The organism is Paraburkholderia caledonica (assembly GCF_000383275.1).
GTDB classification, from domain to species: Bacteria; Pseudomonadota; Gammaproteobacteria; order Burkholderiales; family Burkholderiaceae; genus Paraburkholderia; species Paraburkholderia caledonica.
Genome location: NZ_KB911038.1, coordinates 161,737 through 186,216, shown reverse-complemented (window position 1 = coordinate 186,216; position 24,480 = coordinate 161,737). Strand labels below are relative to the sequence as shown.

At 62.3% G+C, this 24,480-nt stretch carries 18 protein-coding genes; 10 read left to right on the top strand and 8 right to left on the bottom strand.

Going from position 1 to position 24,480, the window contains the following annotated elements:
- The first annotated feature begins 158 nt into the window (after positions 1-158).
- The 5 genes from H281_RS0116220 to H281_RS0116200 all read left to right on the top strand — a co-directional run bounded on the left by H281_RS0116220 (position 159) and on the right by H281_RS0116200 (position 7,743).
- The gene (locus H281_RS0116220) at positions 159-2,816 is read left to right on the top strand and encodes a ligase-associated DNA damage response DEXH box helicase (protein WP_020068184.1); all 2,658 of its coding nucleotides are present in this window, start codon (positions 159-161) and stop codon (positions 2,814-2,816) included.
- On the top strand, positions 2,813-3,475 hold the full coding sequence (pdeM, locus tag H281_RS0116215; RefSeq protein WP_020068183.1) for a ligase-associated DNA damage response endonuclease PdeM: 663 nt from the start codon (positions 2,813-2,815) through the stop codon (positions 3,473-3,475). The genes H281_RS0116220 and pdeM overlap by 4 nt, the downstream gene beginning before the upstream one ends.
- 335 nt (positions 3,476-3,810) lie before the next feature.
- Positions 3,811-5,199, top strand: a complete 1,389-nt coding sequence (locus tag H281_RS0116210; protein WP_020068182.1) for an FAD-binding oxidoreductase — start codon at positions 3,811-3,813, stop codon at positions 5,197-5,199.
- Positions 5,200-5,398: 199 nt separating this feature from the next.
- The gene (locus H281_RS0116205) at positions 5,399-5,989 is read left to right on the top strand and encodes a BPSL1445 family SYLF domain-containing lipoprotein (RefSeq protein WP_020068181.1); all 591 of its coding nucleotides are present in this window, start codon (positions 5,399-5,401) and stop codon (positions 5,987-5,989) included.
- 266 nt (positions 5,990-6,255) lie between these two features.
- Positions 6,256-7,743, top strand: coding sequence for a SulP family inorganic anion transporter (locus H281_RS0116200; RefSeq protein WP_027804659.1), 1,488 nt, complete (start codon positions 6,256-6,258; stop codon positions 7,741-7,743).
- 82 nt (positions 7,744-7,825) lie between these two features.
- Here H281_RS0116200 and H281_RS0116195 read toward each other — a convergent pair whose 3' ends face one another.
- Positions 7,826-8,365, bottom strand: coding sequence for a YbaK/EbsC family protein (locus tag H281_RS0116195; protein ID WP_020068179.1), 540 nt, complete (start codon positions 8,363-8,365; stop codon positions 7,826-7,828).
- A gap of 210 nt (positions 8,366-8,575) precedes the next feature.
- Between H281_RS0116195 and H281_RS0116190 the strand changes: the two genes are divergently transcribed.
- Together H281_RS0116190 and H281_RS0116185 are read left to right on the top strand one after the other, a co-directional pair.
- Positions 8,576-9,901: a YihY/virulence factor BrkB family protein gene (locus tag H281_RS0116190; RefSeq protein WP_027804658.1), complete on the top strand. Its 1,326-nt coding sequence runs from the start codon at positions 8,576-8,578 to the stop codon at positions 9,899-9,901.
- A 401-nt stretch (positions 9,902-10,302) separates the two neighbouring features.
- Positions 10,303-11,505, top strand: a complete 1,203-nt coding sequence (locus H281_RS0116185; RefSeq protein WP_020068177.1) for a porin — start codon at positions 10,303-10,305, stop codon at positions 11,503-11,505.
- A 268-nt stretch (positions 11,506-11,773) separates the two neighbouring features.
- Here H281_RS0116185 and H281_RS0116175 read toward each other — a convergent pair whose 3' ends face one another.
- From H281_RS0116175 to H281_RS0116145, 7 genes are all read right to left on the bottom strand, one after another.
- A complete protein-coding gene (locus H281_RS0116175) occupies positions 11,774-12,646 on the bottom strand; it encodes a proteasome-type protease (protein WP_027804657.1) in 873 nt (290 codons plus the stop codon).
- A 283-nt stretch (positions 12,647-12,929) separates the two neighbouring features.
- Positions 12,930-13,730, bottom strand: a complete 801-nt coding sequence (locus tag H281_RS0116170) for a transglutaminase family protein (protein ID WP_020068175.1) — start codon at positions 13,728-13,730, stop codon at positions 12,930-12,932.
- Between the two features lie 10 nt (positions 13,731-13,740).
- Positions 13,741-14,691 carry an alpha-E domain-containing protein gene (locus H281_RS0116165; protein WP_020068174.1) on the bottom strand — a complete coding sequence of 317 codons (951 nt, stop codon included), beginning with the start codon at positions 14,689-14,691 and terminating at the stop codon, positions 13,741-13,743.
- 141 nt (positions 14,692-14,832) lie between these two features.
- A complete protein-coding gene (locus H281_RS0116160; RefSeq protein WP_027777539.1) occupies positions 14,833-16,242 on the bottom strand; it encodes a circularly permuted type 2 ATP-grasp protein in 1,410 nt (469 codons plus the stop codon).
- Positions 16,243-16,651: 409 nt separating this feature from the next.
- A complete protein-coding gene (locus H281_RS0116155) occupies positions 16,652-17,104 on the bottom strand; it encodes an HU family DNA-binding protein (RefSeq protein WP_020068172.1) in 453 nt (150 codons plus the stop codon).
- A gap of 450 nt (positions 17,105-17,554) precedes the next feature.
- On the bottom strand, positions 17,555-19,042 hold the full coding sequence (gene pdxR, locus H281_RS0116150; protein ID WP_020068171.1) for a MocR-like pyridoxine biosynthesis transcription factor PdxR: 1,488 nt from the start codon (positions 19,040-19,042) through the stop codon (positions 17,555-17,557).
- A 104-nt stretch (positions 19,043-19,146) separates the two neighbouring features.
- Positions 19,147-20,688, bottom strand: coding sequence for a peptide MFS transporter (locus tag H281_RS0116145; RefSeq protein ID WP_027804656.1), 1,542 nt, complete (start codon positions 20,686-20,688; stop codon positions 19,147-19,149).
- Positions 20,689-21,163: 475 nt separating this feature from the next.
- Here H281_RS0116145 and H281_RS0116140 point away from each other — a divergent pair, with 475 nt between their 5' ends.
- From H281_RS0116140 to H281_RS0116130, 3 genes are all read left to right on the top strand, one after another.
- Entirely contained in the window at positions 21,164-21,736 is a 573-nt protein-coding gene (locus tag H281_RS0116140) for a cupin domain-containing protein (RefSeq protein ID WP_020068169.1), read from the top strand.
- Positions 21,737-21,909: 173 nt separating this feature from the next.
- Positions 21,910-23,526: a peptide ABC transporter substrate-binding protein gene (locus H281_RS0116135; protein WP_020068168.1), complete on the top strand. Its 1,617-nt coding sequence runs from the start codon at positions 21,910-21,912 to the stop codon at positions 23,524-23,526.
- Positions 23,527-23,541: 15 nt separating this feature from the next.
- A complete protein-coding gene (locus H281_RS0116130; protein WP_020068167.1) occupies positions 23,542-24,480 on the top strand; it encodes an ABC transporter permease subunit in 939 nt (312 codons plus the stop codon).

Genomic DNA, 24,480 nt, shown 5'->3' with positions numbered 1-24,480 from the left:
TATCAAAGCACATGTGAAGCCACGGCATTTAATCACGGACGGTCACAAAGTGGGAGTGCGAGGATATGGTGAACCAGCACGGTACATGCATGGTCCACACAGAAGCTGCATTGCGAAGAATCGCTGCGATGCGAACCCGATGCTAATGAGCGCTTTCGATGAGTGAACCGGCCGATCCCGACAACCGCGAAGTTCCACCGCCTACGGCCATGCCGGAGCGGCGTCGCGCGCCCCGGCCACGACGCATTCCGCGCAGCCGCGAGGAGCAGGCGCGGCTCGACGCGCGTGAGCCGGGATTCGAGCCGCTGCCATTTGCCATCGACGAAGATGCGGCGCGCCGCCCTTTCGCCGACAAGCTTCACGCGTGGTTCGAGGCGCGCGGCTGGCAGCCTTTCGACTTTCAGCGCGAAGTCTGGCGCGAAATGGAACGAGGCGCGAGTGGGTTGCTGCACGCAACCACCGGGGCGGGTAAGACATGGGCCGTGTGGTTCGGCGCGCTCGCCGCCCTTGCGTCGAGCGCGTCGTCCGCGCCCACTGCCACCCGAAAACGAGCGGCAGTTACTCAGCCCGAACCACTCACGGTTCTCTGGATCACGCCGATGCGCGCACTCGCGGCCGACACCGCGCGTGCACTGCAAAGCTCGGCAACCGAACTGGCTGTGCCATGGACAGTGGGTCTGCGAACCGGCGACACATCGTCCGCAGAACGTGCGCGGCAGAATCGGCGCATGCCGTCCGCGCTGATCACCACACCCGAGAGCCTGTCGCTCATTCTGACGCGAGCCGACGCACGCGAAGTACTGTCGCACTTAAAGTTCGTGATCGTCGACGAATGGCATGAGTTGCTCGGCAACAAGCGCGGCACGCAGACGCAACTCGCGCTTGCGCGGCTCGCGCACTGGAGACCGGAACTGCAGGTGTGGGGTTTGTCGGCGACACTGGGCAACCTTCCTTTCGCGGCCGAAGTACTCCTCGCGCCTGTCAGAACGCCGCGCGTGAGCGTGCACGGCAAGCTGCCCAAAGCATTGATCGTCGATACGGTTATTCCGGAAACCATCGAACGGTTTCCGTGGGGCGGTCATATGGGCATGCGGCAGGTCGAGGCGGTCGCCGATGCTATTGGCGAAGCGCATACGTCGCTCGTCTTTACGAACACCCGCTCGCAATGCGAGGTCTGGTATCAGGCACTGCTCGAAGCGCGGCCCGAATGGGCGGGTGCAATTGCATTGCATCACGGCTCGCTCGATCAGGAAGTCCGCGAGTGGGTCGAGCGCGGCTTGAAGAGCGGCTTGTTAAAAGTAGTTGTATGTACATCGAGCCTCGATCTGGGCGTCGACTTTCTGCCGGTGGAGCGTGTATTTCAGATCGGCTCGCCCAAAGGCGTCGCGCGTTTGATGCAGCGTGCCGGCCGCTCCGGCCACGCGCCGGGGCGGCCGTCGCGTGTGACGATCGTGCCCACGCACGCGCTGGAACTCGTCGAAGCGGCCGCGGCGCGGGAAGCGGTTGAAAAGCGGCAAATAGAAGGCCGCGAAACACCGGAGAAACCGTTCGACGTCCTCGTTCAACACCTGGTGACCGTGGCAATCGGCGGCGGTTTCGACGCGCGTGAGCTTTACGACGAAATTCGCACCGCGTATGCGTACCGGCATCTCACGCCAAATGAATTCGATTGGGCACTAGGCTTCGTCGAGGGCGGCGGCACCGCGTTGCGAGCGTATCCCGACTACCATCGCGTGGTGCGCGAAAGCGACGGCTTGTACCGCGTGCCACGCGAGGACCTCGTGCGGCGGCATCGCAACAACGTCGGTACTATCGTCGCAAACGGCACGCTGAATGTCGCTTATCTCGCGGGCGGACGCATCGGCGCAATAGAAGAGTCTTTTGTTTCGCGACTTAAGCCGGGCGATATCTTTACCTTTGGCGGACGGGCGCTGGAACTGATTCGGGTGCAGGACATGACCGCATGGGTCAAGCGCGCGACGTCTGGACGCGGTGCAATGCCCCAATGGGCGGGCAGCCGCATGCCGCTCTCCTCTGAACTCGCCGAGGCGACATTGACAATGCTCGCGCGCGCCGCGGACGGCATCTATAACGAACCGGAAATGCGCGCAGTTCGACCGCTGCTCGAATTGCAGCAGAGGTGGTCGGCGTTGCCGGAGCCCGGCGTTCTGGTCGCAGAAGTACTGAAATCGCGCGAAGGGCACCACTTTTTCTGTTATCCATTTGCAGGGCGCACGGCGCATATCGGTCTCGGCGCATTGCTCGCGTGGAGAGTGGCGCGAGAGAAACCGGGCACGTTCTCCATTTCAATGAACGACTATGGTTTTGAGCTGTTGTCCGCGCAACCATTCGATTGGGCTGCGGAACTCGAGAGCGGTTTGCTGTCCCCTGAAGAACTCGACCACGACATACTCGCGAGCCTCAATTCGTCAGAGCTCTCCAAACGGCGTTTCCGCGAAATTGCGCGGGTGTCAGGACTGGTATTCCAGGGACATCCCGGCCAGCAGAAGAGCGCGCGGCAATTGCAGGCTTCCAGCGGCCTGTTTTACGATATCTTCCGCAACCACGACAGCGGCAATTTACTACTCAATCAGGCAGACGCCGAAGTGCTATTGCAAGAACTCGACGCCAAACGCATTCGCTCCGCGCTCGAACGGATGAATGAAAGCCGCCTCGTTCTCACGCGCCCGAAAAAACCAACGCCGTTTGCATTCCCGCTGATAGTTGGACGCTTACGCGAAAAAGTCAGCACGGAGAAGCTCGCGGATCGCGTCGAGCGAATGCTCGCGGAACTGGAAAAGGCGGCTCGCACATGAAGCCTGCTTCGTTGCAGGTCGACATCGCCGGACACGCGCTCGTGCTGTCGAGCTTGCGCGCCGCGTTCGATCCCGCGCTGCGCTGCCTTTTCGTTGCGGATGCGCATTTCGGCAAGGACGCGGTATTCCGCGCGCGCGGCGTTCCCGTGCCAGTCGGCTCGACTGCCGACAACCTGATGCGCCTCGACATTCTGATCGCCGAATTCGAACCGACCACGCTCGTTTTTCTCGGCGATCTGCTGCATGCGCGCGAGGCACACGCCGACGAAATGCTCAATGCGTTGCACGCCTGGCGCGCCCGGCATGCGGCTTTGCGGGTCGTGTTGGTCGAAGGCAATCACGATCGGCATGCGGGCGCCTTGCCCGCTACACTCAATGTCGACTATGTGCAGGAGCCTTGGCGCATAGGACCGTGGGCGTTGTGTCATCACCCACAGGATGTCGAAGGTGCTTATGCACTCGCCGGCCATTTGCATCCCGTCTATCGAATCGCAACACGCAACGACTCGGTTCGCGTACCGTGCTTTCGTTTCGGCCCGCGACACGGCGTATTGCCCGCGTTCGGCAGCTTTACCGGCGGCGCACGCGAAGACGGCCGCGCCAGTGGCGAAAGAGTCTTTCTCGTGGTTCACGAGAAAGTGATCGAGGTGCCTGGCTGATCATCCGGGCTGCACACGGCTGCGTCGTTTTTGTCATATGTGTCGTAGCGCAACGCTCGCACAACTGCCGATCCAACACTTTCAGACACGACCTTTTCCGCAAGCACATGCACCATTGACCACGCGAGCGCCGCTGTAGTGCCGCCTCGTGTCTGTGGACGCCCGCGCTGCGGGCTTCCGCACGAGCGTCGAGCCGCACGCGGGTTTACGTGCGTTTGACTAAATAAGACAGCCCCGTTTACTGAACGCTGAACCAAGCTGTCAAGATTCTTGCGATCTACCTGGTCAGTCAACGGTGCTCGACGAGCGCCCTCACCAAACCTTGGAGACAAACCATGGCTCACGTGTCGAACAGCGCCATCGAGGAACTGAAAACCACTATACGCGGGCAGCTGATGCTGCCCGACGATGCCGGTTTTGACGAAGCACGCAGCATCTGGAATGCAATGATCGACCGGCGCCCTGCGATGATCCTGCGCTGCGCCGGTGTCGCCGATGTGCGGCGCGGCGTAGCCTTCGCGCGCGACAACGGTCTGCCGCTTGCGATTCGCGGCGGAGGTCACAACATTGCCGGCAGCGCCGTGTGCGACGACGGTCTCGTGCTGGATTTCTCGCTGATGAAATCCGTGCGAATCGACCCCTTCGCGAAACGCGCGTACGTCGAACCGGGCGCGACGCTCGCCGACTTCGACCATGAAGCGCAGGCCTTCGGACTCGCGACGCCGCTGGGCATCAACTCGACTACGGGCGTCGCAGGCTTGACGCTGGGTGGCGGTTTCGGCTGGCTTAGCCGCAGATACGGCATGACGGTGGACAACCTGATTTCAGCCGACGTCGTCACCGCCGATGGTGAATTGCTTCGCGCCAGCGCCGAATCGAATGAAGACCTGTTCTGGGCGATTCGCGGCGGCGGCGGTAACTTCGGCGTAGTTACGTCATTTGTGTTCGAGCTGCATCCGGTAGGACCGATGGTGTTCGGCGGACTCGTCGTATTACCGCTCGAACAGGCGCGGGACGCGCTCGCCAAATATCGCGCAGCAACGCCGGACATGCCGGACGAACTCAGTGTGTGGGCCGTTCTGCGCCTTGCCCCGCCCCTGCCGTTCTTGCCCTCCGACGTGCACGGCAAGCCTGTCATCATCTTCGCGATGTGCTACACGGGCCCGACCGCAAACGGTCCTTCGGCCGTCGCGCCAGTGAAGACCTTCGGCACACCGGTCGGCGAACATCTCGGCGAAATGCCGTACGCGATGTGGCAAAAGGCGTTCGACCCGTTGCTCGCGCCGGGATCGCGCAACTACTGGAAGTCCCACAACCTCGCCAGCATCGACGATGGCCTGATCGAGGCGCTGCTTCAGTCGATCCAGAATCTGCCGTCTCCGCAGTGCGAAATTTTCTTTGGGCAGATTGGCGGACAAACGCAACGCGTACCGGTGAACGCGACAGCGTATTCGAGTCGCGATACTCAATACGCGATGAACGTGCACGGCCGCTGGGAAGATCCCGCCGACGACGACCGTTGCATATCCTGGGCGCGCGCATTCTTCGACGCATCGGCGCCATTCTCGCTCGGTAGCGTCTATGTCAACTTCATGACGCAAGAAGAAGCGGGCCGCGTCGCCGACGCGTATGGTCCGAATTACGAACGGCTTGTAGCCGTGAAAAGCCGTTATGACCCGCACAATCTATTCAGTCACAACCAGAACATTCGCCCAGCCGTGTAGCGGCGGAACGTGAAAATCGACATACCCGCGGGCGCGAACTCCGCGCCACGCGGGCCTCCATGCCGCCTTTGCGCATGCGGCATGCGCAGGCACAGGAAATGCTGCATCATCATGGACACCGGTCTAACGGCCGGCGTCATGGCATTACCGTTTCATCGATAAAGAAAAACCACCTCGATAACGTAAAAGGACAAATAACATGCGCAGACGACAATTCATCACGACGGCCGGCGCGGCTTTCGCTACCGCGGGTCTCGGCCTCGCCGGTTGCACCACCACGTCCTCGTCTTCGAACGCGTCGGCGTCCGCCAACGCCAGCAAGCGCGACACGATCAACGCGGGTGTCGATTCAACGCTGTCGCGTCTGTATGCGAACGTCGGCGGCTCGCGTGAACTCGTGGCGAAAGCGCGCGGGGTGCTGGTGTTTCCGTCGGTGATCTCCGCGGGCTTCTGGGTCGGCGGCCAATATGGCGAAGGCGCATTGCGCGTGGGTGGCCGCACGAGCGGCTACTACAGCACGGTGGCCGGCTCGTTCGGCTTGCAGATCGGCGCACAGTCGAAAGCGCTCGTCTTCCTCTTCATGACGCAGGAAGCACTCGACAAATTCCTCAATAGCCAGGGCTGGGCAGCCGGTGCAGACGCAACCGTTGCCGTGCTGAAGGTCGGCGCGAACGGCGCGATCGATACGTCGACCGCGACGAGCCCGGTTGAAGCATTCGTTCTGACGAACGGCGGCCTGATGGCCGGCGTATCGCTCGAAGGCACGAAGGTCTCGCGCCTGATCATCTGATCGACGTGAGAAGCCACGCGGCCGCATTGCGGACCGCGTGGCGACGGTCTTGCGCTTCTCCGCGCGAACCAGCGCGAACCAGCGCGATCCACCGCGATCCACCGCGAACGCTGAGAGCGTCACCGGTCAAAACCGCTGACCTGCTGTAAAATCCACCCCTTTCGCAAACGCCCGGCCCCCGAAACAGCTCAGGCCAGGACGCTCATGTTGCCAGGCATCCGCATCTGCAGATGCAACGTTCGCCGCGGCAAACCACCTCGCTCAAGATGAATACCGCTAGCCCTACTCACGGTTGGCCCGCAAGGCTTTCCGGAATCCGCGCCAATGTGCTCGCGGGTCTGACCTCGTCGTTCGCGCTGGTTCCCGAATGCATCGCGTTCGCGCTCGTCGCGCACCTCAATCCGCTCATGGGCTTGTATGGCGCGTTCTTCATCTGCACGATCACTGCGCTTTTCGGCGGCCGTCCGGGAATGATTTCGGGCGCGGCCGGGTCGATGGCGGTTGTTATCGTGGCGCTGGTCGTTCAGCACGGCGCGCAGTATCTGCTCGCTACCGTCATACTCAGCGGCGTTCTGATGGCGCTGTTCGGCGCATTGCGGCTCGGCAAACTGATCCGCATGGTCCCGCATCCGGTCATGCTCGGTTTCGTCAACGGACTGGCAATCGTGATTGCCACCGCGCAGCTCGCGCATTTCCGGCAGAGCACGCCGCAAGGCGAAGCATGGCTGCACGGCAGCGCGCTTGCGATGATGTGCGGCCTCGTCGCGCTCACCATGCTGATCGTTTATGTACTGCCGCGCGTCACGCGGGCAGCGCCGCCCGCGCTGGTAGCGATCGTCGGCGTGGGCTTATTTGCGCAACTGCTGCATCTCCCTACTCGCACGCTCGGCGATATGGCGCACATCGCGGGCGGGCTGCCGGGTTTCAATCTGCCGGACGTCCCGCTGAACCTGGAGACGCTGCAAGTCGTGCTGCCGTATGCGGTGCTGATCGCAATTGTCGGTCTGCTGGAAACGCTGCTGACATTCAACCTGACCGATGAGATCACCGAAACCCGCGGTCAGCCGAACCGCGAGTGTCTCGCGTTGGGCGCGGCGAATATCGCCTCGGGTCTGTTCGGCGGCATGGGCGGTTGCGCGATGATCGGCCAGACGATGATCAATCTGAATTCGGGGGGACGCTCACGGCTTTCAGGCATTGTCAGCGGCGTGATGATCCTGATGTACATCCTGTTCCTGTCGCCGCTCATCGAACGCATTCCTCTTGCGGCGCTGGTCGGCGTGATGTTCGTGGTCGCGCAGCAGACTTTCGCATGGGGTTCGCTGCGCGTGCTCGGCAAAGTGCCGCGCAACGACGCACTCGTGATCATTGCGGTCACGCTCATCACCGTGTTTTCCGATCTTGCGATTGCCGTGCTGTGCGGCATCGTGATCGCAGCGCTGAACTTCGCGTGGCAGCACGCGCGCGAAATTCACGCGCATGTCGAAGACCGCGCCGACAATAGAACCTATGTGCCGCGCGGCACGCTGTTCTTCGCTTCCACCGTGCGTTTTCACGAGTTGTTCGATCCGCAGCAAGATCCGGCGGACGTCACGATCGATTGCAGTCATCTGCTGCTCGCAGATCATTCCGCGCTCGCAGCGCTGCAAGGTCTTTACGAGCGTTATCGCAAAGCCGGCAAACAACTTAGCGTGAAGAACCTTTCCGAGCATAACCGGCGCTTGCTGAGCCGCGCGGGTGTCGGGCTCGCCTGAGGGTTCGCCTCAGGGGTCTCATGCCTCGCGCTCATGCGGCGTGCTCCTGCGGCGTGCTCCTGGATAGGCACGCTGACGAGATTCACTCCGCGGGCAACGTCAGGTCGGCCACCTCGCAACGCGGCCACTGACGCAACACGTCGGGCGCCAGCAGAAGCTTCGCCGCGCGGATGCCCGCTCCCATGACGATCTGCGCGCGCTCCATCACGGCGGCATCGACGAGAATGCGCCAGTCCGCCGGCAATCCGAAAGTTGTAATGCCGCCGAACTCCATTGCGCTCAATTCGACCGCCACCTCGCGCTTGGCGAACGACAGCCGCTGCGCGCCGAGCGCCGCCTTCACCGCGCCGTTGACGTCGAGCCGCAACGACCCAAGCGAAACGAGCGCCGCATAGTGCTCGCCGCCGTCTTTTTTATAGCGCACCACGATCGTATTCGCGCAGTCTTCAAGACCAAAACCGTAGCGCGCGCTGAAGGCGGCGGTGTCCGAAGCGTCGTCGGTCACGGAGAAAACCGTTACGCCTTGCGGCGGCAACTGCGCGAGAACATGCGCGGGCAGATGCGCTCCGAGTTCTTCTGCGGGGATCACGTCCAACTGCGTTAAGGCTTCGTGCGAATGCATGGCGGTCTATAAAAGTAGATGAGGTAAGCCATCGCATTCTAGCGTCTAGCGGCAATGCGCATCGGCGCGTGGCCGAGCGGCTCGCGGACTAACGCGCTTGCTATAGTCACAGGCACAAGGTTTGCGGAAGACAGCGATACGCGGCTGCGCCGCGCTGGCCGAACGGTTCGCGCGTACCGGCCGGCGCCCGTACCCATCGAGACTTCGACCATGGACATCGACACGCTTTCCGCCGAGAACCTCCAGCACGCGGCTCGCCAGCAAGCGAACTGGGCAATCGGAGCGCTCAAGCAGTTCTCCGAAGACCGCTGCACGGCAATGGCAGCGAGCATTGCGTTCTACGCCGCGTTCTCCCTCGCGCCGACCCTCGTCATGGTGATCGCCGTGGCGGGCTGGTTCTTCGGCGCCGAGGCCGCGCGCGGTGAACTGTTCGACCACATCCACGGGCTGCTCGGCGACCAGGCCGCGGCGGGCGTGCAGACCATCGTCGAGAACGCGCACCACAGCGGCAGCGCGGGCGGCGTCGCGGCCATCATCTCGTTCTCGATGCTGGCAATCGGCGCGTCAGCCACTTTCTCGTCGCTCAACAGTGCTCTTAACGTCGTGTGGCCGAACACCGGTCCACGTACATCGAGCGTGATCGCGCTGGTGCGTGTACGGCTGATCTCGTTCGGCCTGGTGCTCGGCGTCGCCTTTTTGCTGATCGTCTCCCTCGTGCTCGACACGGTGATCACGTTCATCGGCAAATGGCTGTGGGGCGACTCGCCGTATGTCGTGATCGGCAATCTGCTGCAACTCGGCGTGGGTTTGCTGGTGCTTGCGTTTGCGTTCGCCGGCCTGCTCAAATTCCTGCCGGACGCGAAGGTCCGTTGGCGCGATGCGCTGGTCGGCGGGGTCGTGGCGGCGGTGCTGTTTTCGGCCGGCAAGAAGCTGTTCGCGCTCTATCTCGCGCACGCCGGCATGGCAAGCTCGTTCGGCGCGGCGGGATCGCTCGCCGTGCTGCTGATGTGGCTGTACTTCTCGGCGGCCGTGCTGCTGCTCGGCGCTGAGTTTTCGGCCGCGCGGGGCCGTCTCAACGACCCGCGTGGCGGCTGGGGCATGCAAGCCGACTCGCCGCCGGGCAGCCGCGCGAAACTCGCATCGGTGTTGGCGGCGTCGACGGTGCCGGCAAACGCGGCCTTGCACGCCGGCGCCGAAGCTTCCGGCTACGACGCGCCGACGGCCTCGCCCGGCAGCGCCCACGCGGAGACGGGCGCCGGCACGCAGGCGGCTTACGACTTACGCCGCATGCAACTGCGAAAGAAGGCGTCTGCGCGCGCGACCGCGCTGAACGTCGGACGCTCGGTAATCTCGGCGGAGGCGCAAGCGACCCATCTCGCCGCAGTCACGTTGCTCGGGGCGAGCCGCAAAGCGGTCGAGGCAGATCGCTACGTGCGCAAGCACCCGTGGAAATCAGTCGCCCTGGCAGCGGCTGCCGGCCTCGCGGCGGCAACCATCGCGCGTCACAACCGGGACGACGACATCGCGCCAAAGTAGCGCAACGGCTGTTGCGACTGTTTTTGCCCCGCAATGGTGCGCATGGATCACAATCGAGCCACCATGTCTAGTCCGCTTTTCGGCGTAGTCGTTCCGCGCCTGCCTCGACCCGCTCCAAAACCCGTAGTCTCTGTTTAGACGACTTTATTACATTTTACTTACACATAATTGCCTGAACGGCCGGTTCCGATACCGTCTGAGTCAATGAAACAACAATAATGCGAACACAACGAATCAATATTGCGAAAAAAGAAACAATCCCAAAGCCGCTTTAAATACAAGGCTTTGCGACGATTGTCGGTTTTTGGCGACACTCTTTTTTTTCCAGTTCTTACCGATTGACGCCCTGAGCTATTCTCCTTTCCGCAACAAGTAAACTAATCATCTGCGTGGAGAATTGGATGAAACGAATCGCACTGTCTACCCTCTCGTTGGCGCTCCTCGGCGTTACCGGCGCTGCACACGCTCAAAGCAGCGTGACCCTGTACGGCTTGATCGATGAATCGGTCCAGTACGTTCACAATGCCAACCCGGCTAACAACAACTTGTGGCAGCTCGCAGCGGGTAACCTGCAAGGCAGCCGCTGGGGCATGAAGGGCACGGAAGACCTGGGCGGTGGCCTGAAGGCGATCTTCCAACTGGAAAGCGGCTTCAACCCGAACAACGGCAAGATGGGTTCGTACGGCACGGGCACGAAGCTGTTCGGTCGCCAGGCATACGTCGGTTTGACGCAAGATGCATACGGTACGCTCACGTTGGGTCGCCAGTACGACCCGCTGGTCGACCTGGTTCAGCCGCTGACGGGTGACAACTTCTTCGGCAGCACGTTCACGACGCCGGGCGACGTTGACAACAACGACAACAGCTCGCGTACGAACAACGCAATCAAATACGTTTCTCCGGTGTGGAGCGGCTTCCAGTTCGAAGGCATGTACGCACTGGGCGGCGTTGCAGGCGCAACGGGCGCAGGTCAATCCTGGGCAGGTGCAGCAACGTGGTCGGGCGGCCCCTTCAGCGTTGCAGCTGGCTACTTCCGCATGGAAAACGGCAACACGCTGGCAAGCCGCGGCGTCGTTCCGGGCACCAACCAGGGTGGCACGTGGAACGCGGGCGTGACGTCTGACGCTACGTTCGACGGCTCGAACATCAACGGCGCGTACGCATCGGCCAAGCAGATCGATATCACGTCGGCCGCTGTACAGTACGTGACCGGTCCGTTCACGTTCAACGCTCGCTATAGCTTCGCGCAATACAAGCCGGACGCGTTCTCGGGCTTCGGTGAGCAAGAGAAGTATCACGTTGCAGGCGCGTACGCTGGCTACCAGCTGACGCCGGCAATGCTGCTGGGCCTGGGCTACACCTACACGCACGGCGCGGGCGACACGTCGGCGAACTATCACCAGGTTTCGCTGGGCGGCGACTACTTCCTGTCGAAGCGCACCGACCTGTACCTCGTTGGCGCATACCAGCACGCAAGCGGTCGCCAGCGCGACGCAGCGACCGGTGGCATTGTCGACGCAGGCGCATCGGTTGGCTCGTATGGCTACCAGGCCGGTTCGAGCAGCCAGGAAATCATCAGCCTGGGTATCCGTCACAAGTTCTAATAGAACAGCATGGCCTACGGCTCGAGACATCGAGCCGTACCTTGAAGCCAGCCAGAGGCGCAAGCCGAAGGCTGGCTTTTTTCATTGGGCGACGGAAACGGCGCGGGTGTCCAGCATGGACGAGTTCGGCACACGGCGCGGCTCGAAGCCGTCGCGCCGCAGCAGCATCCGGTCAGCCGCGCATTCCAGGCTTATCTACTTGTGGCAAAGATCTGCGCCGCGTCGATTGCGACGCGCAGCCATGCGCAAACACGAAACCGCCCAACGGCTACCTGCGCTGCGCCTTGCCCTTCTCCGCCTGCGCCAGAGTCTGCGCGGGCCTTGCGTCGAGATCGTGCTCAACGCCATCAGCACCCACCGGCGCGCGATGCATGACAAGCGCGCGCTCGCGCTGGAGCATCGGCACATCGGGCGATTCGTGCCAGTCGGGATCGGGGATCTCGCCGAACACCTGACGCAGCCGCTCGCCCCACGTGCGATGAATCATCTCGAAGTAGGCGTTGTCGTGATCGATGGACACGAAACGCGTGACCCGCAGCGAATCTTTCTCATAAACCAGCAGATCGAGCGGCAGCCCGACCGACAGGTTCGAGCGCAACGTCGAGTCCATTGAGATGAGCGCGCACTTCGCGGCTTCGTCGAGCGGCGTGGACGGCGTGAGCACCCGGTCGATAATCGGCTTGCCGTATTTCGCCTCGCCGATCTGGAAATACGGGTTGACCGCCGAGGCCTCGATGAAGTTGCCCGCCGCATAGATCATGAACAGTCGCGGCCGGTTGTTGGCAATCTGCCCGCCGAGAATGAAGCTGCAATTGAAGTCGACGCCGAATTCCTGCAGCGCTTCCGCCTCCCGCTGATGCACGCAACGCACCGCGCGGCCGATCACGCGCGCCGCGTCAGCCATGGTGGGCGCGCTCCAGAGCGTGGGCTGCGACGGATCGCTCGGCTCCGACAGTTCGTGCAACACCGCCTGCGTCAGCGACAGATTGCCTGCGCCGAGCAGCACCAGCATGCGTTCGCCCGGCTGCTCGAACACGGACATCTTGCGGGCGGTGCTGATGTGGTCGACGCCCGCATTGGTCCGCGTGTCCGAAAGGAACACGAGACCCTCGTCGACGGACATCGCTACACAGTAAGTCATAAGAGAGGATACCCGCGAAAAACGACTGAACGGCGCTATTGTAATGCGGCGCAGATGCGCCTCTTCACCGTATTACGGCCTCGGCCGGTTTGTTCTTGATAGTGGCGAACACCGGCACGGCCGGACAGCCGCTGTGGGCGCTACGCGGAACGTCAAGCGGGAAAGCACGCGCGCTCGACAAGCGCCCGCTCAAAACAGGCTCGCGTGCCCGGCAATTGCGGACCGAACGCGGCCGAAGGCAGCGTACACCGCCACCTTGCGTGAGTTGCGGCCCTGCCGCAATCTACTGCGACATCTGCGCGCTGACCGTTACCGAGACTTCCAACTCCTCTTCCCTGCCGCCGATTCGCCGGCCGCGCACCGGCGCCGCAGCCTCGTAGTCACGCGCGACCGCCAGCCTGCAGTAGATTTCGCTGGCAAAGGCCGCATGCGTGACGTCGATCGAGACCCAGCCCGTGCCGTCCACCCACACGTCCACCCATGCATGGCTCGCCGCATGCGGCACGTCGCCGGGTTCGATATAGCCGCTCACGTAGCGCGCCGGAACTCCACGCGCGCGGCAACAAGCGAGCATCAGATGCGCATGGTCCTGGCAGACGCCATTGCCGAGCGCGAGCGCCTGCGCCGCCGTGCTGGTGACCTCGGTGATGCCGGGGTGATACTTCACGCGCTCCACGATCCGTTCCGACAGCGCGATCAGATTCGCCGAACTGGTGAGGCTCGGGACCGAGTCCGCCAGTTCGCGGATCGCAGCGTCCGCTTCGGTCAGACGCGTCGCGCACGTGAAGTGCTCGAGCGGAATCGGGCCGACGTCGTCGAGAAGCCGGCCGTCAATCAGCGCAATCGTCTCGACCTCGCCCGAAACCTGCAGCCGGATCTCGCTATGCGGCTTGTTGATGACGAGCGTATGCAGCACGTTGCCATAGGCGTCGAAGGCCGGGTCGAGCTTGCCCGGCGTGTCGATGCTCCAGCGCCGCACCATCTGGGAAGCGCCGTTGGCTGGAGTCAGGCGCAATTGCTGGATTGAATAATGGACAGTCGCTTCGTAACGATAGGACGTGTCGTGGCGGATCGTCAGGTACATAAGCACTCCGTCAGGCGACTGGCAGCATGAGATAAGTACGCGCGACGAGATTGCCCAGCTCGAACACGCGAGCGAGGAACTGGGTCAGGTAGGCGTGCAGGCCGGCTTCGAAAATCTGCCGGATGTCGGAGTACAGCAGTTCGGCGCGCAGCTTGCCGGCGAAACGCTCGCACTGGTTCGAGCCGGACGTTCGCAGCATCGCCAGATTCGCGCAGACGCCTTCGAGCGAAGCCAGCAGCGAACGCGGCATCTGCTGGTTCAGGATCATCAGCTCGACCACACGGGCTGGCGTGACGACGTCGCGATACACCTTGCGGTAAATTTCCAGCGCGGACACAGAACTCAGGATCGAAGTCCAGTAGTAGAAGTCTTCGAGCTGGCGCGCGGCGTCGCGTGAATTCGGTTCGACGTCGGCAAAGCGCACGTCGAGAATTCGCGCGGTGTTGTCGGCGCGTTCGAGGAAAGTACCCAACTGCGTGAAGAAAAACGCGTCGTCCTGCAGCGCCGTGCCGATCGTCACGCCGCGCGAAAGATGCGAGCGGAACTTCACCCATTCGAACAACGCGCCGGGATTGGCAGCCGCCTGGCCAGATGAAATGCGCTCGTTGAATTCGAGCCACGTATCGTTGATGGTCTCCCACCATTCGGTCGTCAACGTACCGCGAACAGCACGCGCGTTTTCGCGCGCCGCCTGCAGGCACGAGTGAATACTCGAGGGGTTGTTCGCGTCCGCCACCATGAAGTCGAGCACGTGTTCGCGAGTCGGCTCGTCGTAGCGTTGTGCGAACGCTGTTTCCAGTTCGGAAATGCGCAGCACCGAACGTTGTGCGCGCGCCTCCTGATCGGGCGTCTGCGGCAGCAAAAGCGCCTTCAGATTGATATCGAGCATGCGGGCGGTGTTCTCCGCGCGCTCCATGTAGCGGGCCATCCAGAAAAGGTGATCGGCGGTGCGGCTTAACATGACGGCGTTCCGTATCTGATGACGCGAAGCTCGATGAAGTGAAAGCTCGCGCTGGTTATCCGTATGCGCCGGCGGCTTAGTGATAAACGCCCCGGCGCGCTGGGTTGCGGGCGCGGTGGTTGCAACCGCGCGGCAACTGCGTCAGTCGACCATCCACGTGTCCTTGGTCCCGCCTCCCTGCGACGAATTGACGACGAGTGAGCCTTCCTGCAACGCGACGCGAGTGAGTCCGCCCGCGACCATCGTGACGGTCTTGCCTGACAGCACGAACGGACGCAGATCGATGTGGCGCGGCGCGATGCCGGCTTCGACGAACGTGGGGCACGCAGACAGCGCCAGCGTGGGCTGAGCGATATAGCCCGCCGGCCGCGCGATCAGACGCTCGCGGAACGCTTCGATCTCGGCCTTCGTCGAAGCAGGTCCGACAAGCATCCCGTAGCCGCCCGCGCCATGCACCTCTTTCACGACCAGTTCCGGCAGATGCGCAAGCGTGTAAGCCAGATCGTCGGGCTTGCGGCACTGGAACGTGGGAACGTTGTTCAGAATCGGCTTCTCGCCCAGATAGAACTCGATCATTTCCGGCACGTACGGATAGATCGATTTGTCGTCGGCGATGCCGGTGCCCATCGCGTTCGCGAGCGCGACCCGTCCCGCGCGATACGCAGTCAGGAGGCCCGGCACGCCCAGCGCCGAATCGTTACGGAACGCGAGCGGGTCGAGAAAATCGTCGTCCACGCGACGATAGATCACGTCCACACGCTTGGGTCCCTGCGTGGTGCGCATGAACACATAGTTGTCGTCGACGAAAAGATCTTTGCCTTCCACCAGCTCGACACCCATCTGCTGCGCGAGGAACGTGTGCTCGAAATACGCGGAGTTGTACATGCCCGGCGTGAGTACCACCACGACCGGATCGTCGACGCCTTCGGGCGCTACCGAGCGCAGCGTATCGAGCAGCAGATCGGGATAATGCGCGACCGGCGCAATGCGGTTCTGTACGAATAGCTCGGGGAAAAGCCGCATCATCATCTTGCGATTTTCGAGCATGTACGACACACCCGACGGCACCCGCAGATTGTCTTCGAGCACGTAGAACTCGCCCTCGTCGCCAGCGCGCACCACGTCGACACCGGCAATATGCGCGTAAACACCGAGCGGCACATTCACACCCTGCATTTCCGGCCGATATTGCGCGTTGGTATAAACCTGCTCAGCGGGCACGATGCCCGCGCGCACGATTTTGCGATCGTGGTACACGTCGTGGATGAACAGATTGAGCGCCCTAACCCGCTGACGTAGACCCGCTTCGAGCGTCTTCCATTCGTCGCGCGGAATGATGCGTGGAATCAGGTCGAAGGGAATCAGCCGCTCGGTTCCCGACAGGTCGCCGTTCACCGCAAACGTAATACCGACCCGGCGAAACAGCAGGTCCGCTTCGGCACGCTTGCGTGCGATCGCTTCGTTTCCCTGCTTCGAGAGCCACCGTTCGAAGCGCGCGTAGTGTGGCCGCACGGCATCGTCATGATGACGCATCTCGTCATAGCATCGCATGTCACGCCCCGCTCTTGTTGTCGGATAGAAGGCGAATGCGCTGCGCATTCGGTGTTCGATATTCGTTCAAGCAAGCGCTATGCCATTCGGCTTTTAGCGCATGAAACCGCAGACGTGCACACGAACAGCGCATAGCGGGGCAAAGGGTCTCGCTGTCATCGTACTGCGGCAGCACACGATGCGCTAGTACAGTGCACGCGCGAATGGCGGATGCACCGCATCGCGCTTTTGGGACCTGCGGCGCGCATTAAGAGCGCAAGAACGAGCGCAAACATGGGCGCAAAAAAATCCCCGTGAATTTTCATTCACGGGGATTCATACGACTTGCAGTGCGGAATTGCAGTGCGTGAGCCGCGGAGGTCAACCAACGCGAACGTGGTCAACCGCCTGGGCGAGGCGCGATGCGCAATTAGCCTGCTGCAGCGTCCTTCAGCTTCTTCAGCGGGCGTGCCTTGATGCGCACGCTAGCCGGCTTTGCCGGGAACCAGCGCTCTTCGCCCGAGAACGGGTCTTTGCCGAAGCGCTTTTTCTTGGCCGGCACAGCTTGCACGACGATCTTCAGAAGACCCGACAGCGTGAATTCGCCAGCGCCCTTCTTGTGAACAGCGCCGAGGATCGTGTCTTCGAGTGCGGCCAGAACAGCCTTCGCAGCCTTCGGTTCCACAGCGGCGCGTTCAGCAACGTGTGCAGCCAGCGAGGCCTTCGTGAAGGTGTCCTTGATCGGCGACGGTGCGCTGGACGCCTTCACGGCGACCTTCTTAGCTGCGGGAGCTTTCTTCGCAGGGACTTTCTTTGCAGCAACCTTCTTGGTCGGTACCGGGGCAGCAGCCTTCTTGGCCACCTTTTTTGCGGAAGTCGGCATGTTTCTCCTACCTGTTGTGGTCAGTGAATTGCACGAAGCGCATACGGTATGTGCACGCTTCAACGCCGGATTCTACAAGCGCTGATGCGATTTGCGCGACTCTTTTATGTATAACAGCGCAGGTTTGTTGCGCGGCGCAGACTGCGCGACACATTTTGATCCTTGTTTCAAGGGCTAAACTGCTTCGGCGGCTCCTTCAACACGGACACGTAACGTGCGTTACAAGCGGTTTCAGTGCATGTATAGCGGCACATTCTGCACGGCGCGATGGATCGAGACGTGCCATCGCCCGGTCATTTTTGGCGCTGCGGGCACCGCGTCTCGACGTTCGCTGGACGGCATTGGCCTTGTCTTCGATTCGCGAAGCGACCGGCAACCGGCGCTTCGGGTAACTCCGCATTGGCCGCGCCACGCGAATCCATGCAACGCCATCGCGTCGCATCGGACGTCTCAGTTGCCAGGCGACGAAGCGAGGCACGCGAGGATGCCCGCAAGTTTCCCGAGCGACGTATCGATATGTGGCTCGGCGATGTTGCCGTAGCCGAAAATCAGACCGGCCTGCGGTTTGGCGCGCTGATAAAACGGCGCGAGTCCGTACAGACCGATCGACGCCTCGCGCGCCGCCGTCACCACGGCCTGCTCCGTCAGCGGCGCTCGCAGGCGCGCCGCTATATGAATGCCTGCCGTCGGCACGATCGGCTCGAACCACGGTGAAAGCCCGCCTTGCAGATGTTCGAGCAGTCGTGCGCGCCGCGCCGCGTACGTCTTGTGCATGCGCCGCAAGTGCTTGGCGAAGTCGCCGTTGAGCATGAACGACGCCAGCGCGGTTTGCGTGAGCGTGCAGCCGTGCCAATCCGCAATCTGACGCGCCTTGTAAAGCGGCCCGTAAAGCGAAGCGGGCGGCACCACGTAGCCGACCCGCAACTCCGGAAAGATAGTTTTCGAAAACGTGCCCACGTATGCGACCAGGCCGGCGCGATCGAGGCTTTTCAACGGCTCCATCGGCCGGCCTTCGAAACGGTACTCGCAGTCGTAATCGTCTTCGATGATCACCGCGCCGCGTTTCTGCGCCCATTCGAGGAGCTCGACACGACGCTCGAGACTCATCGGCATACCCAGCGGAAACTGATGCGACGGCGTCACGTAGACAAGCCGCGCATTGTCCGGCAGTTTGCCGACGATCAAACCTTCACGGTCGACGGGCACATGCGCCACGCGCGCACCGGTCGCCTCGAAACACGCATGCGCCGGCGGATAACCGGGATCTTCGATGGCGGCGACTTCGCCGGGACCGAGCGTCACGCGCGCGAGCAGGTCGAGCGCGTGCTGCGCGCCTTGCGTGACGATCACCTCTTCCCAGTTGCTCGACACCGCCCGATTGAACGCGAGATAGCGCGCGATCGCCAGACGCAACTCCTGTTCGCCGGCTGCGTCGCGATACGTTCCCTGTCCGCGCGCTTGCGTACGCAACGCATGATTCACGCAGCGGCGCCAGACGTCGAATGGAAACAGCGTCTTGTCGGTGGCACCGCCTATGAAATCGTACGGCGACGCCACCGATGGCCGCGGCACCGGCAAGCTGTCGGGCATCTGCTCCCACAGCGGTTGTGCGCGCGCGGCGTCCCGCCTGCCCTTCGCACGTTCACGCGACGAGTCTGCCACGCGCGCATGCGGCGAGCGCTCCACCGGCAAGCGCTCGAGACCGTCGGCGACGAACGTTCCCGAACCGGCTCGCGCGGTGAGATAGCCTTCCGAAAGAAGCCGCTCGAACACGTCGAGCGTTGTCTTGCGCGACACGCCCAACTGCGACGCGAGATCGCGCGTCGACGGCAGCCGCGTGCCGCCGGCAAGACGCCCTTCGAGTATGCCGGCTCGCAACTGGCGATAAATCTGTCCGGACAGGTCGTGATGCCCTTCTACGGCGATGTGGATTTCCATTTGACCGGCTACCTGAAATGTCCGCGCCATGATACTTCGGCGAGGCAAGACGGCAGCAAGACGGCAGCCGCAAACTGCGTCCACCGCGTTCCGGCGAACCGCGCTTATTCCGTCACCGCGCTGCCGGCCGCAGCAGATTGCCTTGCGCGGTCGCGCGTCTCGTCGCCGGATCGCTGATGTTCACGCGAGAGCTTGCGCATCAGCGGCAACAGCAGTACCGCGACGAGCGCACCGGCGGCGGCAAGCCAGCCGAGACCGGTGAAGAGCTTCGTATAAAGCGGCAATGACACGAGCGGGTCCATGTCGCCGGCCGGCATCTGCGCGAAATTCGCGACCACGCTGCCCAGATACTGCGACACACCTGTCGCTACGAAGTACGCGCCCATCATGAAGCCGCCCATACGAGCGGGTACGTAGCGGGCGATCATCGCGAGGCCGAGACCACTCACGAGCAGTTCGCCGAGCGAATACAACCCGTAGCCGCCGACCATGAACCACGACGACACGCGTCCATTGACAGCCGAGTGACCGCTTGCCGCATAGACGAAGAAGCCGGCCGCCACCACCGCGAAGCCGAACGCGTATTTCACTGCGACCGGGACGTCGTTGCCGCTTTTCGCGAGCCGCGTATAAAGCAGCGCAAGCAACGGGCTCAACAGCATGATCCAGATGGGATTGAGCGCCTGAAATTGCGCCGCGCTCCAGGTAAAGAGCGTCGCGCCGAACAGCGAGAACCGCGGATCGACGTTGCGCAGCGCGAACAGCGTGAGCGACGTGGACATCTGCACATAGAACACGAAGAACAGGATCACCTGAGCGGTGAGGATCAGCGCAGCCACGAGACCTGCGCGCTCCGAGCGTTCGCACTTAAGCAGCATGTAGCCAAAAATAGCCAGAATCGCGGCGCCCGCTGCATACACGCAGGCGACTGCGATCGCCTTGTGCTGCAACACGAACATGGTCGCCACGCCCAGCGCGACGCCGCCGACTGCGACCGCGCCGACGCGCCGCCAGCGTACCGGTTCGGCGTCCGGGGCCGAGCCGATATGCGCCAATGTGCGGAACATCACGAAGTAGTTCGCCACGGACAACAGCATGCCCGCGCAGCAGACGCCGAAGGCCGTGTGCCAGCCCCAATGGTCCTTGATCCACGGCGTGGCGAGCATGGAAACCGTCGAGCCGATATTGACCGCCATGTAGTAGATCGTGAACGCGCTGTCGATGCGCGCGTCGTCCCCTTCATAGATGCGCCGCACGAGATTCGCCGCGTTCGCCTTGAAAAGGCCGTTACCCACGACGATCACGCCAAGCGACGCGTACATGAACGCAAGCTGGTCGTTGGGCAGCGCCAGCATCAGATAGCCCGCGGCCAGCACTACGGCACCGAAAATCATCGTGCGGCGCGCGCCCAGAATGGAGTCGCCAATCCAGCCGCCAATCGACGGCGACGCATAGACGAGCGCGGTGAAGGCGCCCCACGTGAGAGTCGCGTGGCTGTCCGCAAAGTGAAGCTTGTCGATCATGAACAGCACGAGCAGCGCGGCCATGCCGTAGTAGCCGAAACGTTCCCACATCTCGATCAGAAAGACGGTCGAAAAAGAACGCGTCTGCGAAATATGCGCACCAGCGCGTCTGGATGATTCCATCATCTACCTCTTGCTTGAAACAGTTGTGTGCGGTGGCAAGGACTTGCGAGCCGCCGCGAAAAATCGAATTGCGGAGAGCGGTCCGGCGTTCATGAGTTGTCGGTCCCGGCGGTGGGGGATGCATCTCGCCAGCCCATACTTAGGGATTGGAGAGCGGCATCGATTCGGCCGCGCGGTTGCGCGCGTGTGCGAAAGACTGTCCTTCGTGTCATGCCGTTAACGTCTTGAAATCCAGTTTGCATAGCCATGCACAGCGCCGAAGCCTCGCGCTAACCTGGCGGAAGAGACGCCCGGTTTCCTCGGCCTTATCGGTCAAATTGGCCGGAGGTCGTGTGGCTTCTGGCAACATAGCGTGCTGTCTCGAAAAATGTGGCGCGTATCCAGGCGGGGCTCCAGGCCCGCAGTCCCGCCAAGGCGTCATCAAACCATATTTGCATATATCAAACAAATTTTGACGGGCTAATTTCCTCCTGCTATGGTCACGACAATTCATAAGAGCAATGCGGCACTCGAAATAGGCAGCAAGATCCGCGCGTTGCGGCAACGACTCAAGCGAACGCTGGACGACACGGCAACCGCGGCGGGAATTTCCAAGCCGTTTTTGTCGCAGGTGGAGAGAGGTTTGGCGTCGCCCTCCATCACGTCGCTTGCCGGCATCGCTCACGCGCTCGGAGTGACGGTTCAGTATTTCGTCGACACGCCTAGCGAAGAGCGGTCGGTGAGCCGCGGCGATCAGCTGAAGTTTTTCGGTTTCGCGGACTCGGCCAATCTGTTCGCCCGATTGACCAATGTGACGGGCGGCCGTCAGCTCGAGGCGATCCTCGTGAGAATGCCGCCGGGGCAAAAGCGCTCGGAAGTCACGACGCATGCCGGTGAAGAGTTCATGTATGTGATCGACGGCGAAGTGTCGTTGACGCTGGAAGGCAAGACGTTTGTGCTGCGCGCAGGAGACAGCGCGCATTACGAATCGACGGTGCCGCACAGCTGGGTGAACACCGCTCGCGTGGAGTCGGTGGTCGTCTGGGTCGGCACCCCGAGACTGTTTTAAAGAAGCGGGCTCCTTTTCCGGTTCATCCGGCAGGGACAGCCTGCATTACCAAATGTAAGGATTCCTGCATGTCGGACAAACAACAAGGGCCGCCCAGGCCCGAATAAGACAGATAGCCGGGCGCTCCCGCGTCAGCGCGTTTCTCTCTCGACCTTTCCTGCGATTCTGAACCGATGAAAACCCCGTTTGCCTATGCGACGGCGCTGAGTGCGCTCGTCCTTACATTTACCTCGTCCGCGTTTGCCGTCACGGTGCCGCCCGGCGTCACGCTCGCCGCCAGCCAGGAGATCACCCGCCAGGTGCCGGCGGAAACCGAATCGCTCGACCCCGCTCATATCGAATCGTGGACAGGCAACACCATTGCGCTCGACATGTTCGAAGGCCTCACGCGCATCGACGCGGCCGGCGCGGTCGTCCCGGGCGTCGCGCAATCGTGGACGCGCACCGGGCCCGACACGTGGGTCTTCAAGCTGCGCCACGACGCGCGCTGGAGCAACGGCCAGCCGGTCACAGCGGCAGACTTCATTTACGCATGGCAACGCGTGCTCGATCCGAAGACAGGCTCTAAATACACGGTGCTGGTCGAATTCGTGAAGAACGCGAAGGCAATTCTCGCGGGTAAGGCGCCGCTCGCGAGCCTCGGCGCGCGAGCCGTCGATCCATACACGATCGAAGTCACCACTGAAGTGCCCGCGGCCTTCTTCCCGCAGCTTGCCGCGATGCCGACCATGGCGCCGGTCAATCGCGACGTCGTGGCCCGGTTTGGAAACGAGTGGACGCGGCCGGGCAACTTCGTCGGCAACGGTCCTTACATGCTCGCCGACTGGCAACCCAACAACCGTCTCGTCGGCGCGAAGAGCAAGACCTATTGGAACGCGAGCAAGGTCGTGATCACGAAAGTGACCTATTTGCCGATCGAAAACGATGAAACGGCCATGCGCATGTACCAGGCCGGCCAGTTCGATTACACGTATTCGATTCCGTCGGGCATCTATGCACAAGTGAGCAAGCAGTTTGGCCCCGAGCTCAAGACCGGGCTGCAGATCGCCACCTACTACTACAGCCTGAACAACGAAGATCCGATCTTCAAGGACAAGCGCGTGCGTCAGGCGCTTTCGATGGTGCTCGACCGCGACCTGCTGACGCAGCGTCTGACCGCCGACGGCGAGTTGCCGATGTACGGCCTCATCTCCAAGGGTACGCAAGGCGCGGCTGTCTTCAAGCCGGACTGGGCAGGCTGGCCGATGGCAAAGCGCGTCGACTACGCACGCAATCTGCTGAAGAGCGCCGGCTATTCCGACGCGAAGCCGCTTACTTTCACGCTGACGTACAACACGAACGACCTGCACAAGAAGGTCGCGCTTTTCGCGACGTCTGAATGGCGCACCAAGCTCGGCGTGAACACGAAGCTCGAAAACGTCGAATACAAGGTGCTGCTCAAGCAGCGGCATGACGGCAAGGTGCAGGCCTCGCGCGACGGCTGGTTCGTCGATTACAACGACGCGATGTCGTACTTCGACCTGATCCGCTGCAATAGCGTGCAGAACGATCAGCGCTACTGCAATCCGCAAGTGGACAAGATCGTCGACGAAGCCAACCAGCAACTCGACGACGCGAAGCGCACCGAGCTTCTCACGAAGGCGCATGACACGGCGATGAACGACTACCCGATGGTGCCGCTCTTCCAGTACTCGGCGGTGCGGCTCGTGAAGCCGTACGTGGGCGGCTATACGTCGACCAACTACGTCGACCAGCGCGCCACACAAGACATGTATCTGATCAAGCACTAAGCGCGGAGCATCGACATGCTGGCCTATACGCTGCGCCGCACGCTCTGGGCGATCCCGACGATTCTCGCCGTCATCACCGCGTGCTATCTGCTGCTGCATCTCACGCCGGGCGGGCCATTCGACACCGAGAAGCAACTCTCGGCGGCCGTGCTCGCGAATCTCAACGCCAGGTATCACCTCGACGAACCCTTGTGGCTGCAGTACTTCCACTACCTCGGTTCGCTGCTGCACGGCGATCTCGGGCCGTCGTTCCGCTACGCCGACTGGTCGGTCAACGACCTGGTGTGGAAAGCGTTGCCGGTGAGCCTCGGCGTGGGCGGCGTGTCGGTGCCGATTGCAGTCGTGATCGGCGTCACGCTAGGCACGCTGGCCGCGGTGCGCCGCGACCGTTTCGTCGATCACGCGGTGATGGTGCTCGGCAATATCGGCAACGTCGTGCCGCCGTTCGTGCTGGGGCCTGTGCTCGTCTGGATCTTCGCGATCCTGCTGAAGACTTCGGAAGGTCACGGGTGGCTGCCTGCGGGCGGCTGGGGCGAGGGTGAATGGCGCTATCGCGTGCTGCCGATCGTGCTGCTCACGTTCATCAACGTGGCTGCAATAGCGCGGGTAATGCGCGGCAGCATGATCGAAGTGCTGTCGGGCAACTTCATTCGCACGGCTCGCGCGAAAGGCTTGCCGGGCCGCACGATCGTGTTGCGTCACGCGCTCAAGCCGGCGCTCATGCCTGTCGTGTCGCTGCTCGGCTCGGTCTGTATTTCGTCGATCACGGCAGCTGTCGTGACCGAGTCGGTATTCGCACTGCCGGGGCTCGGCCAACTGGTGGTGAACGGCGCGATCAATCGCGATTACACGCTCGTGCTCGGCCTCGTCGTGCTGACGACCGCCGTTGCAGTGCTTTTCAATCTGCTGGTCGACCTCGCGTATGCGTGGCTCGACCCGCGTATCCGGTACTGA

What these genes read in the sequence shown, in the direction of transcription:
- H281_RS0116160 (WP_027777539.1), bottom strand. Translation starts at nt 16,242, where the DNA reads ATGCGATGCTATGACGAGATGCGTCATCATGACGATGCCGTGCGGCCA.
- H281_RS0116185 (WP_020068177.1), top strand. Translation starts at nt 10,303, where the DNA reads ATGAAACGAATCGCACTGTCTACCCTCTCGTTGGCGCTCCTCGGCGTT.
- H281_RS0116145 (WP_027804656.1), bottom strand. Translation starts at nt 20,688, where the DNA reads ATGGAATCATCCAGACGCGCTGGTGCGCATATTTCGCAGACGCGTTCT.
- H281_RS0116135 (WP_020068168.1), top strand. Translation starts at nt 21,910, where the DNA reads ATGAAAACCCCGTTTGCCTATGCGACGGCGCTGAGTGCGCTCGTCCTT.
- H281_RS0116195 (WP_020068179.1), bottom strand. Translation starts at nt 8,365, where the DNA reads ATGCATTCGCACGAAGCCTTAACGCAGTTGGACGTGATCCCCGCAGAA.
- H281_RS0116170 (WP_020068175.1), bottom strand. Translation starts at nt 13,730, where the DNA reads ATGTACCTGACGATCCGCCACGACACGTCCTATCGTTACGAAGCGACT.
- H281_RS0116175 (WP_027804657.1), bottom strand. Translation starts at nt 12,646, where the DNA reads ATGACTTACTGTGTAGCGATGTCCGTCGACGAGGGTCTCGTGTTCCTT.
- pdxR (WP_020068171.1), bottom strand. Translation starts at nt 19,042, where the DNA reads ATGGAAATCCACATCGCCGTAGAAGGGCATCACGACCTGTCCGGACAG.
- H281_RS0116130 (WP_020068167.1), top strand. Translation starts at nt 23,542, where the DNA reads ATGCTGGCCTATACGCTGCGCCGCACGCTCTGGGCGATCCCGACGATT.
- H281_RS0116165 (WP_020068174.1), bottom strand. Translation starts at nt 14,691, where the DNA reads ATGTTAAGCCGCACCGCCGATCACCTTTTCTGGATGGCCCGCTACATG.
- H281_RS0116220 (WP_020068184.1), top strand. Translation starts at nt 159, where the DNA reads ATGAGTGAACCGGCCGATCCCGACAACCGCGAAGTTCCACCGCCTACG.
- H281_RS0116210 (WP_020068182.1), top strand. Translation starts at nt 3,811, where the DNA reads ATGGCTCACGTGTCGAACAGCGCCATCGAGGAACTGAAAACCACTATA.
- H281_RS0116200 (WP_027804659.1), top strand. Translation starts at nt 6,256, where the DNA reads ATGAATACCGCTAGCCCTACTCACGGTTGGCCCGCAAGGCTTTCCGGA.
- H281_RS0116155 (WP_020068172.1), bottom strand. Translation starts at nt 17,104, where the DNA reads ATGCCGACTTCCGCAAAAAAGGTGGCCAAGAAGGCTGCTGCCCCGGTA.
- H281_RS0116140 (WP_020068169.1), top strand. Translation starts at nt 21,164, where the DNA reads ATGGTCACGACAATTCATAAGAGCAATGCGGCACTCGAAATAGGCAGC.
- H281_RS0116205 (WP_020068181.1), top strand. Translation starts at nt 5,399, where the DNA reads ATGCGCAGACGACAATTCATCACGACGGCCGGCGCGGCTTTCGCTACC.
- H281_RS0116190 (WP_027804658.1), top strand. Translation starts at nt 8,576, where the DNA reads ATGGACATCGACACGCTTTCCGCCGAGAACCTCCAGCACGCGGCTCGC.
- pdeM (WP_020068183.1), top strand. Translation starts at nt 2,813, where the DNA reads ATGAAGCCTGCTTCGTTGCAGGTCGACATCGCCGGACACGCGCTCGTG.